At 70.9% G+C, this 13,382-nt stretch carries 12 protein-coding genes; 1 reads left to right on the top strand and 11 read right to left on the bottom strand.

Translation table 11 applies throughout. The annotated features are described in order from the left end of the window. Positions 1 to 24 precede the first annotated feature (24 nt). From ELQ92_RS07240 to ELQ92_RS07215, 6 genes are all read right to left on the bottom strand, one after another. Positions 25 to 1,047, bottom strand: a complete 1,023-nt coding sequence (locus ELQ92_RS07240) for a WxL protein peptidoglycan domain-containing protein (RefSeq protein ID WP_128498321.1) — start codon at positions 1,045 to 1,047, stop codon at positions 25 to 27. 225 nt (positions 1,048 to 1,272) lie between these two features. Next, positions 1,273 to 2,706, bottom strand: coding sequence for a hypothetical protein (locus ELQ92_RS07235; protein ID WP_128498320.1), 1,434 nt, complete (start codon positions 2,704 to 2,706; stop codon positions 1,273 to 1,275). A gap of 113 nt (positions 2,707 to 2,819) precedes the next feature. Next, positions 2,820 to 3,239 (bottom strand): PIN domain-containing protein, encoded by a 420-nt coding sequence (locus tag ELQ92_RS07230; RefSeq protein WP_128498319.1) that lies wholly within the window; start codon positions 3,237 to 3,239, stop codon positions 2,820 to 2,822. 48 nt (positions 3,240 to 3,287) lie between these two features. Next, positions 3,288 to 4,193, bottom strand: coding sequence for an ATP-binding cassette domain-containing protein (locus tag ELQ92_RS07225; protein ID WP_128498318.1), 906 nt, complete (start codon positions 4,191 to 4,193; stop codon positions 3,288 to 3,290). Further along, the gene (locus tag ELQ92_RS07220; protein WP_128498317.1) at positions 4,190 to 5,233 is read right to left on the bottom strand and encodes an ABC transporter permease; all 1,044 of its coding nucleotides are present in this window, start codon (positions 5,231 to 5,233) and stop codon (positions 4,190 to 4,192) included. Before ELQ92_RS07220 ends, ELQ92_RS07225 begins: the two co-directional genes overlap by 4 nt. A 106-nt stretch (positions 5,234 to 5,339) precedes the next feature. Continuing rightward, entirely contained in the window at positions 5,340 to 6,323 is a 984-nt protein-coding gene (locus ELQ92_RS07215; RefSeq protein WP_128498316.1) for a sugar ABC transporter substrate-binding protein, read from the bottom strand. Positions 6,324 to 6,474: 151 nt separating this feature from the next. On the opposite strand from ELQ92_RS07215, the gene ELQ92_RS07210 reads away from it, so the two are divergent. Further along, entirely contained in the window at positions 6,475 to 7,659 is a 1,185-nt protein-coding gene (locus ELQ92_RS07210; RefSeq protein ID WP_128498315.1) for a Gfo/Idh/MocA family protein, read from the top strand. A 68-nt stretch (positions 7,660 to 7,727) separates the two neighbouring features. Here the strand turns inward: ELQ92_RS07210 and ELQ92_RS07205 are convergent, their stop codons facing one another. The 5 genes from ELQ92_RS07205 to iolB form a co-directional block, all read right to left on the bottom strand. Continuing rightward, a complete protein-coding gene (locus ELQ92_RS07205) occupies positions 7,728 to 8,504 on the bottom strand; it encodes a TIM barrel protein (protein WP_128498314.1) in 777 nt (258 codons plus the stop codon). Positions 8,505 to 8,512: 8 nt separating this feature from the next. After that, positions 8,513 to 9,523, bottom strand: coding sequence for an inositol 2-dehydrogenase (iolG, locus tag ELQ92_RS07200; protein WP_128498313.1), 1,011 nt, complete (start codon positions 9,521 to 9,523; stop codon positions 8,513 to 8,515). Positions 9,524 to 9,587: 64 nt separating this feature from the next. Continuing rightward, the gene (locus tag ELQ92_RS07195) at positions 9,588 to 10,505 is read right to left on the bottom strand and encodes a TIM barrel protein (protein ID WP_128498312.1); all 918 of its coding nucleotides are present in this window, start codon (positions 10,503 to 10,505) and stop codon (positions 9,588 to 9,590) included. After that, positions 10,502 to 12,424 (bottom strand): 3D-(3,5/4)-trihydroxycyclohexane-1,2-dione acylhydrolase (decyclizing), encoded by a 1,923-nt coding sequence (iolD, locus tag ELQ92_RS07190; protein ID WP_208004268.1) that lies wholly within the window; start codon positions 12,422 to 12,424, stop codon positions 10,502 to 10,504. The genes ELQ92_RS07195 and iolD overlap by 4 nt, the downstream gene beginning before the upstream one ends. 3 nt (positions 12,425 to 12,427) lie before the next feature. Next, positions 12,428 to 13,351, bottom strand: coding sequence for a 5-deoxy-glucuronate isomerase (iolB, locus tag ELQ92_RS07185; RefSeq protein ID WP_128498310.1), 924 nt, complete (start codon positions 13,349 to 13,351; stop codon positions 12,428 to 12,430). Between the last annotated feature and the right edge of the window lie 31 nt (positions 13,352 to 13,382).

The raw sequence follows: 13,382 nt of genomic DNA, 5'->3' as shown, positions 1-13,382 counted from the left end.
GAGGGTGTAACGCTCGAGGCCCGGTCAGACGGCGGAACGGGAGCGGCGGGAACGGCGGACGAGGAGGACGGTCGCGAGAGCGACGAACGCCAGTCCGGCCAGGACGAGCAGCGTCGCGACGGGGACCGCGGCGGTCCCGAACGGCGCGACGACCGTGTCGAGCTGCGCGGCACCGATGCCGACGCTCGTCGGGATCACCGTGATGGCGCCGCCGAGCCACGCGAGGGCCGCGACGCCGTCGAGCAACTGGCGCACCTCCACGGTGGATCCCGGCAGCACCTCGGGAAGCTGTTCCGCGCCCGTCGTCACGGGCGCCACCCCGAACGGGCCGTGCACCGTGCTCGCGCCGACCGCGGCCACGCGGGTGTCACCGGTGTTCTCGAGCGTGTACGAGATCTCGAGTCGGCCGAGCGCGAGTGGATTCCACATCCCCTCGAAGGAGACGGTCGGGTCGGAGACGGTCACGGACGGCGCGAGCTCCCCCGCCACCCGCACGTAGAGCCGGCTGCCGAGCCGACGATCCACCTGCACCTGGGCTTCGGCATCCTCCGATAGCAGCGATGTGACGATCCCGGCCGGGTGGTCTCCCGGCCGGGCATCCGTCGGCACGGTGAGGGTGAAGGGGACGAGGACCGTCTCCCCGGGTTCGATGCTCACATCGGACCGGTCGAGCTCGACCCAGGTGCCCGAATCGACCGACTGCTCGCTCGCGGGGAGGAGGTCGATCGTCCCCTCACGCGTCGTGAACGCGTCGGCCGCGTACACGCGGAGGGTCAGTGCCCGGGCGCCGTCGTTGCGCACGGCGAACGCGTCCTCGACGGTCGCGCCGGGATCGAGCTCGTACTCGAAGAACGGTCGTCCACTCCTGCGGGGGCCGTCGGCGGGACCGGCGCTCCAGCTCGCACCGTCGGTGGCGGCGATCGGCGCGACGGTCCCGGAGATGCCGGCGAGCGTCGACGCCGACGCGAGGGCAGGACCCGAGGGAAGCAGGACGGCCGCGACGAGAGCCGCCGCGGGAAGGACGAGGGAAAGGAGCGGGCGGGCCATGACGGGTTCCTCGGGACGGGCGTTCGATCGGATGGGGGCTGGGCAGATGGGGGCTGGGCAGATGGGGGCTGGGCAGATGGGGGCTGGGCAGATGGGAGGCTGAGCAGATGGGAGGCTGAGCGGATGGGAGGCGCGGAGGAGTCAGCGCGGGGCACGCCGCGCCCGGAGACGCGACGAGGCGGTACCGGGCTCGAGGCCCGGTACCACCTGGGGATCACGCGAGGATCAGCCGAGCGCGGTCACCGTGAGGGTCGCACGGTAGTCGCCGGTCGGGGTGTCGCTCGGGATGACGAGCTCGAGCCCGGCGTCGATGTTCGCGCTCGCCGCGGCGGTGCTCGACGCGAGGGTCGCGGACGTGCCGAGCCCGGCACCGCCCGAGAGTGTCGAGGAGACGGGTGCGCCTGCTGTGACGCCGGCTCCCGCGTCCGACACGCTCGGCGTCCAGCCGAGGTAGCCGGCCGAGAAGTCGGCGGCTCCGGAGCTGAACTCCGAGATGCTGCCCGAGATGCTCCAGGTGTACGCTGCGGCGCCGCCGGACCGCGTGTCGGTCACGGCGATCGTGTTGAGGCTGCCGTCGGCCGTAAAGGTGCTGCCGGCCTGGACGGCGGTGCCGAGGTTCACGGCGTCGGCCGAGGTGAAGGCCCAGCCGAAGCTGCCCGTCTCGGGCTCGGGCGCCGCGGGCACCGTCACGTCGATGTCCTGCTGACCCTCGCCGGGCTCCTCCTCGCCCGGGTCGGTGCCCGGGTCCGTGCCGGGGTTGGTCGCGAGTGCGTACGAGACCGTCAGCGGAGTCGTCGGCTTCGCCGCGTCACGCGAGCCTCCCGAGCTGTACCAGTAGCTGCTCTGACCCGTGAGCTGCTGGAAGTCGACGAAGCTCTGCGGGAAGGATCCCCACGTCGCACCCGTCGTCGTCTGCGGCGTTCCCGACGTCGTCACCGTCTCGCCGAGGTAGTCGGGGGTGACGGTGAAGCCGTCGTCGTCCGCGTCGGCTCCCGAGATATCGGCGAGCACGATCTCGCGGCCGGCCACGGGGACCCACTGGGTCATGTCCTCCATGCTCGTGCCGTATCCGGAGGCGGTCGCGGTGAGCTGTCCGTTGCCCGCGGCGTCGAGGGTCAGCACGGGATCCGTCGCCGACCAGTAGGTGAGCCCGCCGTAGAAGGCGACCGTGAAGGAGCCGGTCCACGCGATCTCCGTCGAACCGTCGGCCGCGACGGTGCCCTCTCCACCGTCGAAGACGACGGCGTTCTTCGAGAGCGACGTCGTGGAGGCCGCGGAGACGGGCGTCCCCTGAGGAGTCTGGCACCTCGTGGCCCACGTCGGCCGCGCGAGGGTGCCGTCGGCGGTCGGCTTCACGATCGTGACGTTGCCGGCGGACGTGGAGTAGAAGCCGTCGGCCTCCGTCCACAGCCGCGAGCTGCCCGTGTTCCCCGCCGTTCCGGCGCTCAGGAAGTTGCAACCGCCGAAGAAGGCGCCGCCACCCGCTTCGCCGCTGAGACCCCACGTGAACGAGGCGTCGGTGATCTGCCCGGCCTGGGGGGCGGCGGTCGCGGCGGTCGTCGTGCCGAGAGCGGCGCCGAGCGAGAGCGCCGCTGCGGCGACGATCGCGGCGGTGCGACGGGCGGCTGAGCCGCCCCGGCGCGGTACTGCTGAATCCACGGGTTGTCCTTTCGATTGCGAGACCCCCTCGAGCGGGCGCGGCTGTGCCGGGTCCGAATCGAGGTGGTTAGGTAATCCTTAACTTACTTAGGACAGGCTTACCTTTGCAATCATCACTTTCCGTGGACGACGACGGCCGCGAGGAAGTCCTCGACGGAGAGGGTCGAGACGCGATCGGCGACGGCCGCGGCGAGCGCCGCGTCCGACACCACGAGGACGTCCGCCTGGAGCATCGCGACGGCCACGTACTCGGCGGAGCCGATGTCCGCCCAATCGAGCTCCGCCGCGATACGCCAGGCCGTCGCCCGGGAGACGCGATCGCCGAGCAGCCGGATCTTCACGGCCGTCACGGCGTCGAGCAGCTCGCGCGTCTCCGCCTCGGAGCGGCGGCCCGCCCGCACGTCGCGGTAGAGGATCGACAGCGCCTGCGAGCGGAGCACGTTGGGCGCGACGAGCGGGTGACCCGTCGCCACGGGCGCACCCCGTTCGACGAGTTCGATGACGGAGGGGGCGTCGACGGCGAAACGGGTCATGCGACCAGTGTCGTCCGTGCGACGCCCCCGCACAGAGTGCGCGAGCGGTCACTCCCGCACGCGACTCCCCGCCTCCCCCACCACGCCCGGAAGGCGCTCGGCCTCGGCTTCGAACTGCTGCACGAGCGACGACTCACGACCCATCTCGCGCTCGAGCTCGTGGGCGAGGGAGTCGAGTTCCGCTCCGCCCGCCATGAGGCTCGTGAGCTGCCCGAGCGTGATCTCCTTCTTCTCGAAGTTTCCGAGACTGCTGCCGCGGTTGAGCAGCAGGAACCGATCGCCGACCGGGTAGGCGTGGTGGGGATTGTGGGTGATGAACACGACGCCGAGTCCACGATCACGCGACCGGGCGATGTACTTGAGCACGACGCCCGACTGCTTCACGCCGAGAGCGGCCGTCGGCTCGTCGAGGATGAGGACGCGAGCGCCGAAGTAGACGGCGCGGGCGATCGCGACGCACTGCCGCTCACCGCCCGAGAGCGTACCGATCGGCTGGTCGACGTCGCGGAGATCGATGCCCATGTTGTCGAGCTCGGTGTACGTGATCCGCTTCATCTCCTTCACGTCGAGGCGCCGGAGCGGCCCGACGCCGCGCGTGAGCTCGGACCCGAGGAAGAAGTTCCGCCACACGGGCATGAGGGGCACGACCGCGAGGTCCTGGTAGACCGTCGCGATCCCGGCGTCGAGCGCGGCGCGCGGCGACGAGAACCGGACGGGTTCCCCGTCGAGCAGGAGCTCCCCCTCGCTCGGCGTGTGCACCCCCGCGAGGATCTTGATGAAGGTGGACTTGCCGGCTCCGTTGTCGCCGAGCACGCACGTCACCTCGCCGGTGTTCACGGTCGTGGAGACGCCCGAGAGGGCGTTAACGGGACCGTAGCTCTTGCCGATCTCGCGCACCTCCACGATCGGCGTGGTCGATCGTGCGGTACCCGTCGTCTTGTTCGTCGCGCTCATCGGGCGCCTCCTGCCCTGGTTCGAACGAAGTGGTTGAGGAAGACGGCGAGCAGGAGCATCGCGCCGAGGAACGTGCGCAGCCAGTTCGTGTCCCACTGGGCGAACGTGATGCCCTGGAAGACCATGCCGTAGATGAGGGCGCCGAGGGCTGCACCGATCGCGGACCCGTAGCCTCCTGTGAGGAGGCACCCGCCGACGACGGCGCAGATGATGTAGATGAACTCCTGCCCGACACCCGTGTTCGCCTGGACCGTCGAGGTGCGGAAGAGCGAGATCATGCCGACGAGCCAGGCGGCGCCCGCCGTCGTCATGAAGAGTCCGACCTTCGTCTTGAGGACGGGGACGCCGACCTGCCGTGACGAGTTCAACTGACCGCCCACCGCGAAGATCCAGTTCCCCGCCCGCGTGCGCAGCAGCACCCACGTCGCGAGGATCGTGGCGGCGAACCACCACAGCACGGAGACGTAGAACGTGCCGCCACCGATCTGGATCGATGACCCGAAGAGCGGCTGCACCGAGTCGTAGAACGGCACCCGGGTCATGCCCTGGATGGCGACCTGGCCGGTGATGAGCTTCGTGACGGCGAGGTCGATGCCCGCGAGGACGAAGAAGGTCCCGAGGGTCACGATGAAGCTCGGCAGTCCCGTCCGCATCACGAGGAAGCCGTTGAGCGCTCCGACGGCGAGGGCCGCGACGAGCGAGATGAGCACGGCGACCCAGATGTTGAGGCCGTAGTGGCTCGTGAGCACGCCGACGATGAGGGCGGTGAACCCCGTCATGACCCCGGCGGAGAGGTCGAACTCGCCGCCGATCATCAGGAGGGCGACGGCGACGGCCATGATGCCGAAGGTCGAGGCCGACTCGAGCCAGACGCCCGCGCCCGAGAGCGTCATGAAGTTTGACGTGTAGACGGAGAAGAACAGCATCACGGCGAGGGCGGCGACGAGGGCGCCGATCTCGGGTCGGGCGAAGATCTTGCGGAGGGGCCGTCGTTCGAGCCGCGGACGGTTCCCGACCGTCACGATGTCGGTCGTGGTCATCGCGGGCTCCGCCCCTTCCGTCGCGTGGGAGTGAGCTTCGTCATCGTTGCTTCCTTTCGTGCCGATGGTGGGGCGAACGCGTCGCCCCACCATCGAGCGTCGGTGACTAGCGGGTGCCGTTCTTGGCGTACTCGGCCACCTCGGCGGCGTTCTCCTCGGTGACGAATGCCGGACCGGAGTAGACGGGCTGGCCGCCGCCGATCTGGTTGCCGTTGATCGAGTCGAGGTAGAGCGCCGTGACGCCGAGGAAGCCCTGAACGTACGGCTGCTGGTCGACGGCGAAGAGAATCGTGCCCTCCTCGATGTTGCTGACGACGTCCTCGGAGAGGTCGAACGTCGCGACGGTGGCCTCGCTGCCCGATTCGTCGACGGCGCCGACGGCGTCGATCGCGTACTGGCCGCCGAGGGTCAGGATCCCGTCGATCGACGAGTCCGCCTGCAGCTTCGACTTGATCGTCGCCTTCACCTCGGCGTCGTTCGTCCCGTCGACCTGGAGGTTCTCCATGGAGCCCGTGAAGGTGGACGCCGCGGAGCCGCAGCGCTCCTCGAGGCCGACGTTGCCGGCCTCCTGGATCACGCACAGCACGTTCGTGAGTCCCTCGTCGCTCAGGCGGTCGCCGACGGCCTCGCCGGCCACCGTCTCGCTCTGACCGATGTGGGTGAGGGCGCCGAACTCGGCCGAGCGCTCGATGCCCGAGTTGATCGTGACGACCGGGACGCCCGCGGCGACGGCCTTCTCGATGCTCGACTGGAGGCCGTCGGGGTTCGCCATCGAGACGACGATCCCGTCGACCTCCTGCGCCACGGCGTTGTCGATGAGCTGCGACTGCTTCGCCGGGTCCGGGTCGGCGTTGTACGTCACGTTCACGCCGTAGTCGGATCCGGCGCGTTCGGCTCCCGACTTGACGCGGTCCCAGAAGGCGTCGCCCGGTCCCGAGTGGGTGACGACGGCGTAGGTGAGGTCGAGCGAGGCGGAGTCGGAGCCGCCGCCGGAACTGGCCTGGGGCTCCTGCCCCGTTCCGGAGCAGGCGCTGAGGAGAAGAGCCGCAGTGGCGGCGATTCCGAGCCCCACGAGGAGTTTCTTCGTCATTGAGGGTTCCCTTCGGTGCGGATCGTCTCGTCGTCGAGTCGTCCGGGGTGACGTCGGTGTCGAGTCGAGTTTCCGCCACCGGAGAGGGTTTGTCAATACATTCTGTCATCCGTTATATTCGAGAGCACTCAGCGCCGAGGAAGGGCACGTCATGCCAGCACAGCAGCACATCGGAGTTGGACTCGTCTCGGTCGGGTGGATGGGTCGCGTGCACGCCCGCGCCTACGGGGCCGTCCGCGTGCACTACCCTGACTCCCCCGCCGTCGCCCGCCTCGTCTCCGCGGCGGACGTGAGCGACGACGCGCGCGCCTACGCATCGGAGGCCCTCGGCTTCGCCCGGACGACCGCGGACTGGCGCGAGGTGATCGCGGATCCGGAGGTCGACGTGGTGTCGATCTGCACGCCGAACTTCCTGCACCGGGAGGTCGCCCTCGCTGCCGCCGCGGCCGGCAAGCCCTTCTGGATCGAGAAGCCCATGGGACGAGGCGCGACCGAGTCCGCGGAGATCGCCCGAGCGGCGACCGAGGCGGGCATCGTGACCTCGGTCGGCTTCAACTACCGGCACGCACCGGCCGTCGCCCGAGCGCGAGAGCTCGTCCGCAGCGGCGCGCTCGGCCCGATCACGAACGTGCGGGTCTCCCTGCTCGCGGACTACTCCGCCGATCCGCGCGGAGCCCTCACGTGGCGGTTCCAGACGGGGCTCGCGGGGTCCGGCGTCCTCGGCGACCTCCTCTCGCACGGCGCGGACCTCGCCCAGTACACCGTCGGCTCCATCGAGGAGGTCTCGGCCCTCACCGAACGGTTCATCCGGGAGCGCCCGCTGCCCACGGACGCCGCCGCCGGCCACTTCTCCCTGGGCGCCGAGTCCGGCCCGACGGGGACCGTCGAGAACGAGGACTACGCCGCCCTGCTCGTGCGCTTCGCCTCGGGGGCCGTCGGGGTCATGGACTCGAGCCGCGTCGCCGTCGGCCCCCACGCCGAGTACGCCCTCGAGATCTACGGCACGCTCGGTTCCGTGCGGTGGGACTTCCAGCGGCTCAACGAACCGCAGATCGCCAACTCGCGCGAGGGCTACCGGACCGTCATGGCGGGACCGGACTTCGGCGACTTCTCGAGGTTCCAGCCCGGTCAGGGCACGAGCATGGGCTTCGACGACCTCAAGACGATCGAAGCGCAGCTCTTCCTGCGGTCCGTGGTCGAGGGGCGCCAGCTCGCACCGTCCGCGTCGGACGCCTGGAGCGCGGCCGAGATCGTCTCCGCCGCGCTCCGCAGCGACGAGTCCCGGTCCTGGGAGAGCGTCGCCCGGGTCGAGGGGTCCACCACCCTCGACCTCTGAGGCGGCGACCGAGCCGGGCCTCGGAGCCGCCCTCCGACCGGCCGTCCGAGCGCGATGCGACGGGACGCTCAGCCCGTGAACGCGGCCCGGAAGGCGGCGAGCGCCGCGTCGTCGTCGCCGCTCGCCCAGGCCTCGAGTCCGACGACACCGTCGTAGCCGAGCACCCGCAGTTCCGCCGCGATCGCCTCGAAGCGGATCTCGCCGGTCCCGGGTTCGCACCGCCCGGGCACGTCGGCGACCTGGATCTCCCCCACCCAGGGCAGCGCGTCGCGGACGAGTTCGACGAGGTTCCCCTCGCCGATCTGGGCGTGATAGAGGTCGAGGTTCAGCCGGAGGCCCGGATCGTCGACCGCGCGAACGAGCGCGAGCGTGTCGGCCGCCCGGGCGAACGGTGTCCCCGGGTGGTCGACCGCGGTGTTGAGGTTCTCGAGCGTGAAGACGCGCCCGGCGCGGCGCCCGAGGTCCGCGAGGCGCGCGAGGGTGTCCCGTGCCCGCAGCCAGTCGTCGCCCTCGACGACTCCGCGGGGGCGGACGGGCAGCCCGTCGGGGTCGAGTCCCGTCCCGTGGAGGTTGAGCCGCGGGGAGTCGATGACCTCGGCGGCCCGCAACGACTCCTCCGCCGTGGAGAGGAGCGCCGCGATCCCGTCGAGCGTCGTGAGATCGCCACGCAGGTAGCCCGTCATCGACGAGAACCTCGCGTCCGTGGCGGCGAGGGCGGGAAGGTCTTTCGACGACCAGTCCCAGATCTCGACCTCGAACCCGAGCTCGTCGATCCGGCGGACGCGATCGACGACGGGGAGGTGCCGGTAGAGCATCTCCGCCGAGGCGGCGAGGCGGTAGGCCATGGCCGGACTCAGCCGAGTTCCACGGCGACGGCGACGTGTTCGGTCGCCGAGCGCTGAGCGGCGTCGGCCAGCAGGAGGGCGGCCCGCCCGTCCTCGAAGGTCGGACTCGTCGAGGGTTCGCCTCGGACGAGGCGCACGAACTCGCGCAGCTCCGCCGCGTACGCCTCCGCGTACCGCTCGAGGAAGAAGTCCTGGTAGGGCGGCCGTCCCTCGACGACGGTCGCGGTCGAGAGGCTCACGAGGCTCGTCGGCGCGTTGGCCACCTGGAGGATGCCGCGCGGCCCGAAGGCCTCGAGCCGCTGGTCGTAGCCGATCGCGCTGTGCCGCGAGTTCGAGATCGAGACGATGGCCCCCGACGAGGCGCGCAGCGTCGTCACGGCCGTGTCGAAGTCGCCGTGCTGCCGGGCGCCGGGATCGAACACCGTCGACCCCATCGCCGACACCTCGACGATGTCGGGCAGGAAGAAGCGCGCCATGTCGAGATCGTGGATCGTCATGTCGCGGAAGATCCCGCCCGAGACGGCGATGTAGGCGGCCGGTGGCGCGGCCGGATCCCGACTCACGATGCTGAGGTGCTCGAGGTCCCCGATCTCCCCCGCGGCCACGCGAGCGCGCACGCTCGCGAACGCCGGATCGAAGCGTCGGTTGAATCCGAGCGCGATGGGCACACCCGATGACCGGACCGTCGGCAGCAGCGCGTCGACGCGCGCGATGTCGAGGTCGATGGGCTTCTCGCAGAGCGCCGGGATGCCGGCCTCGATCGCCGCGGCGATGAGGTCGACGTGCGTCGCCGTCGGAGACGCGATGAGGACCGCGTCGACCTCTCCCGAGGCGAACACGGCGCTTGCGTCGTCGGTCACGGTGCCGCCGAAGCGATCCGCCACGGCGCGGGCGCCCTCGACGAACGGATCGCACACCCATGCGAGCGTCGTGTCGGGGTCGGCGGCCATGCTCGCGGCGTGGACCTGGCCGATGCGGCCGGTCCCGATGAGGCCGAAGCGGAGGGGCTGAGTGGTCACGATCGTTCCTGTCTTCTCTGACGGCGGGTGGTGGGGGCGGTCGGGCCGTGGGAGGCGGCCAGGGTCAGACCCAGGCGCTCAACGCGTCCCGGTTCCGCCGCTGGTCGTCGGCTCGTTGGGAGCGGAAATCGGCGATGGACACGTCGTCGCCGTTGAGCACGTCCTGCTCCACGACGATCCAGCCGTCGAAACCGCTCGCGTCGATCGCGGTCATGATGGCCGACAGGTCGATGTCGCCGCGCCCGAAGGCGACGAACGCACCGGACGACCACACCTCCCGCATCCCGCCGCCGGCGGCGAGCACCCGCCGGAGCTCGGCGAGGTCGACGTCCTTCAGGTGCACGTGATTGGTGCGGTCGCCCCATCGTCCGACAGCCGCGAGTGGATCGCCGCCCGCGATGAAGAGGTGCCCGGTGTCGAGCGTGAGGTCGACGTCGACGTTCGCGAGGAAGCGGTCGATCTCGTCGGGCGACTCGATGAACGTCCCGGCGTGATGGTGGAAGGTCGGCTCGAACCCCGCGGCGCGGATACGCTCGGCGGCGCGCTCGGTGTTGCGGAGCAGTCGGCCCCACCCGCCGTCGTCCAGCGGGTCCTCGGTGGCGCCCCGCCCCGGCGCCGAGCGGCGGAGCGCTGATCCGTCGTCGGCGAGCGTCGGGAGCGGGAGCCGGGCCGGCGCGGCCTCCGCGGCCTCCGAGAAGACGCGGAGGGCGGCGTCGAGCGACGGCAGCGCCACCTCGAAGCCCGCGTCGTCGCTCAGCGGCAACTGCACCCAGCCGCCCGCGAGTTCCAACTCGAACCGCTCGAGTCGCCGGCGGAGCTCCCTCCCCTCCCCGAGGAACCCGAGCGGACCGAGGTCGACGCCGCGATAGCCCGCCTCGGCGAGGATCTCCAGCATGTCGTCGGGAGCCACCGTCTCGGCGCCCTCGGGGGTCAGCTCGAAGACGCCGAAGCTCACGGGGGCACCCGCGATCGAGGCCTTCACCGGTCGTTCCCACCGAGGAGGGGACGCTGGGCGGTGCGCTGCCGCTCGTACTCCGCGCGGGCGCGGCGGGTCGACTCGAGCGTCGACTCCTCCGCGACGGGTACGTCCCACCATCCTTCGCCGTCGGGCCCGTAGAGGAGCGGATCGCTCTCGATGTGGATCACGGTGGACCGGTCGGAACGCTTCGCCGCCGCGACGGCCTCCCCCAACCGGACGGTCACGTCGGGGCCGGGAGCGATCTCGACGACGTCGAGCCCGTAGCTGCGCGCGTTCATCGCGAGATCGATCGGAAGGCGCTGCTCTCCCTGGAAGTTTCCCTTCTCCGGATCGAGCGCGCGGTACTGCGTGCCGAAGCGGTCGGAGCCCACCGTCTCCGAGAGGTGGCCGATGCTCGCGAAGCCGTGATTCTGGATGAGCACGACGACGATCTTGATGCCCTCCGCGACGGCGGTCACGAGCTCGGAGTGCATCATGAGGTAGGAGCCGTCCCCGATCATGACGACGACGTCTCGGTCGTCGCCCGCGGCGTCGAAGGCCCTCTTCGCGCCGAGCCCGCCGGGGATCTCGTAGCCCATCGTCGAGTACGCGTACTCGACGTGGTACCCGAGCGGGTCGCGCACGCGCCACAGCTTGTGAAGGTCGCCGGGCAACGAGCCGGCCGCCTGGACGACGACATCGACCGGGTCGGTCGCCGCCTGCACGGCACCGATGATCTCGGACTGGCCGGGCAGATCGCGCCCGGACGGGGCGAGTGCCGCATCGACCGTCGCGTCCCACTCCGTTTTCTCGCGGTCGATGCGCTCGGCGTAACCGGGGGCGACGTGGAAACGTCCGAGCCCGGCGGCGAGCGCCGTGAGCGCCTCGCGCGCGTCGGCGATGACGGGCGACGACGTGCCGTGCTTGTAGGCGTCGAAGGCCGCGACGTTGATGTTGACGAACCGCACGTCCGGATTCTGGAATGCCGTGCGGGACGCCGTGGTGAAGTCGCTGTAGCGGGTTCCGATTCCGATGACGACGTCGGCCTCCGCCGCGAGGCGATTGCCTGCCGTGGACCCCGTCGCGCCGACGCCACCGACGTACTGCGGGTGGTCCCACGCGAGAGCACCCCCACCGGCCTGCGTCGTGCCGACGGGGATGCCCGTCGCCTCGACGAGAGAGCGGAGAGCGTCCTCGGCGCTCGAGTAGAGCACGCCGCCGCCCGCGACGATGAACGGGCGCTCCGCCGAGCGGATCGCCGCGAGTGCACGCTCGAGCGCGCCCCGTTCCGGGAGGGGGCGCCGGATGTGCCACTCGCGATCGCCGAGGAACTCCTCGGGTACGTCGAGCGCCTCGGCCTGGACGTCCTCGGGCAGCGCGATCGTGACGGCGCCCGTCTCCGCCGGGTCGAGGAGCACCCGCATCGCCGACAGGGCGATCGAGTAGAGCTGTTCCGGCCGCTGCACGCGGTCGAAGAACCGCGACAGCGGACGGAAGGCGTCGTTGACGGTGAGGCCGATGTCCCACGGCTGCTCGAGCTGCTGGAGCACCGGGTCGGCGACGCGGGTCGCGAACGTGTCGCTCGGCAGGAGGAGCGCCGGAAGCCGGTTGGTAGTCGCGAGGGCGGCTCCCGTGAGCATGTTCGTGGCTCCCGGGCCGACCGACGCGGCCGACGCGTACGTCGCCCGGCGCCGCCGCATCCGGGCGAAGCCGACCGACTGGTGCACCATGGCCTGCTCGTTGCGCGCCTGCAGATAGGGCATCGCTCGGGAACCGTCGGCGTCGAGCTGCGCGAGCGCTTGCCCGATCCCGGCGACGTTGCCATGACCGAAGATGCCGAACATCCCCGGGATGGTGCGTTCGCGGTGGTCGCCGTCGACCGTCCACTGGTGGGCGAGGAACTCCACGAGCGCCTGGCTGACCGTCATCCGTCTCGTCGCCATCAGTTACGTTCCTTCCGTCGGGTAGGGCAGTCGGGGATCCATCCCCTGCTCCGCCCAGTCGTTCCGCACCCAGGCGTGCCGGGGGTCGTCGGTGATCCGCCATGCGCGTTCCGGGTCCGGGCCCGCCATGACGTTGAGGTAGTAGAGGTCGTAGCCCGGTGCGGCGACGGCGGGGCCGTGGTAGCCGAACGGGACGAGGGCGATGTCGCCGGTGTGCACCATCGCGTTGATGTCGATGTCACCCGCGGGAGAGGAGTAGGTGCTGAAGACGCCGAACGCCGCGTCGGGGTCGACGTCGGGGCCGCTCCCGCTCACCGGCGCCGCCTCGAAGTAGTAGATCTCCTCGAGGCGCGACTCGGTGCCCTCGACGTGCTCGTCGTGCTTGTGCGGCGGGTAGGACGACCAGTTCCCCGCGGGCGTGACGACCTCGCACACGATGAATCGGGCGGCGTCGAGGGCGTCGGGGGTGCCGAAGTTGTGCACCTGTCGGCTTGCCGCTCCCCCGCCGCGAAGCTCGACCGGGGTCTCGGACGCCGCGATGCGACGCGTTGGGAACACGTCCGTCGTGGGCGACGAGGCGACCGCCACACGAGCGGAGCTGTCGCCGGTCGCCGTGATCTCGATCGTCGCGGTCGACGACACGTAGAGGACGTCGCTCGGACCCGAGAACACGGAGGCTCGCCCCTCGAGCGAGAGGACCTCGCGCGTTTCCGCTCCGTCGACCATCACGTCGATGGCTCCGAAGAGCGGTACGACGAGCCTCTCCTCCCCCGCCTCCCCCAGCGCGAGCGTCTCACCGGGAGCGAGCTGCGCGACGCGCAGGCCCGTGTGCGACCAGCCCGGCAGGGTCGCGTCGACGACGCTCTCCCAGCCGTCGCGGGACAGCTCCCCCCGGCGGCGGAACCAGCGTCCTTCGTCGTTGCTCACAGTCGTTTCCTCGTTCCGCGGCGAGCGCCGC

It is taken from the genome of Labedella populi (assembly GCF_004078655.1).
In the GTDB taxonomy this organism is placed as follows: Bacteria; Actinomycetota; Actinomycetes; order Actinomycetales; family Microbacteriaceae; genus Labedella; species Labedella populi.
Note: the sequence above shows the minus strand (reverse complement) of the source record. Positions and strands in the feature narration are given on the sequence as shown.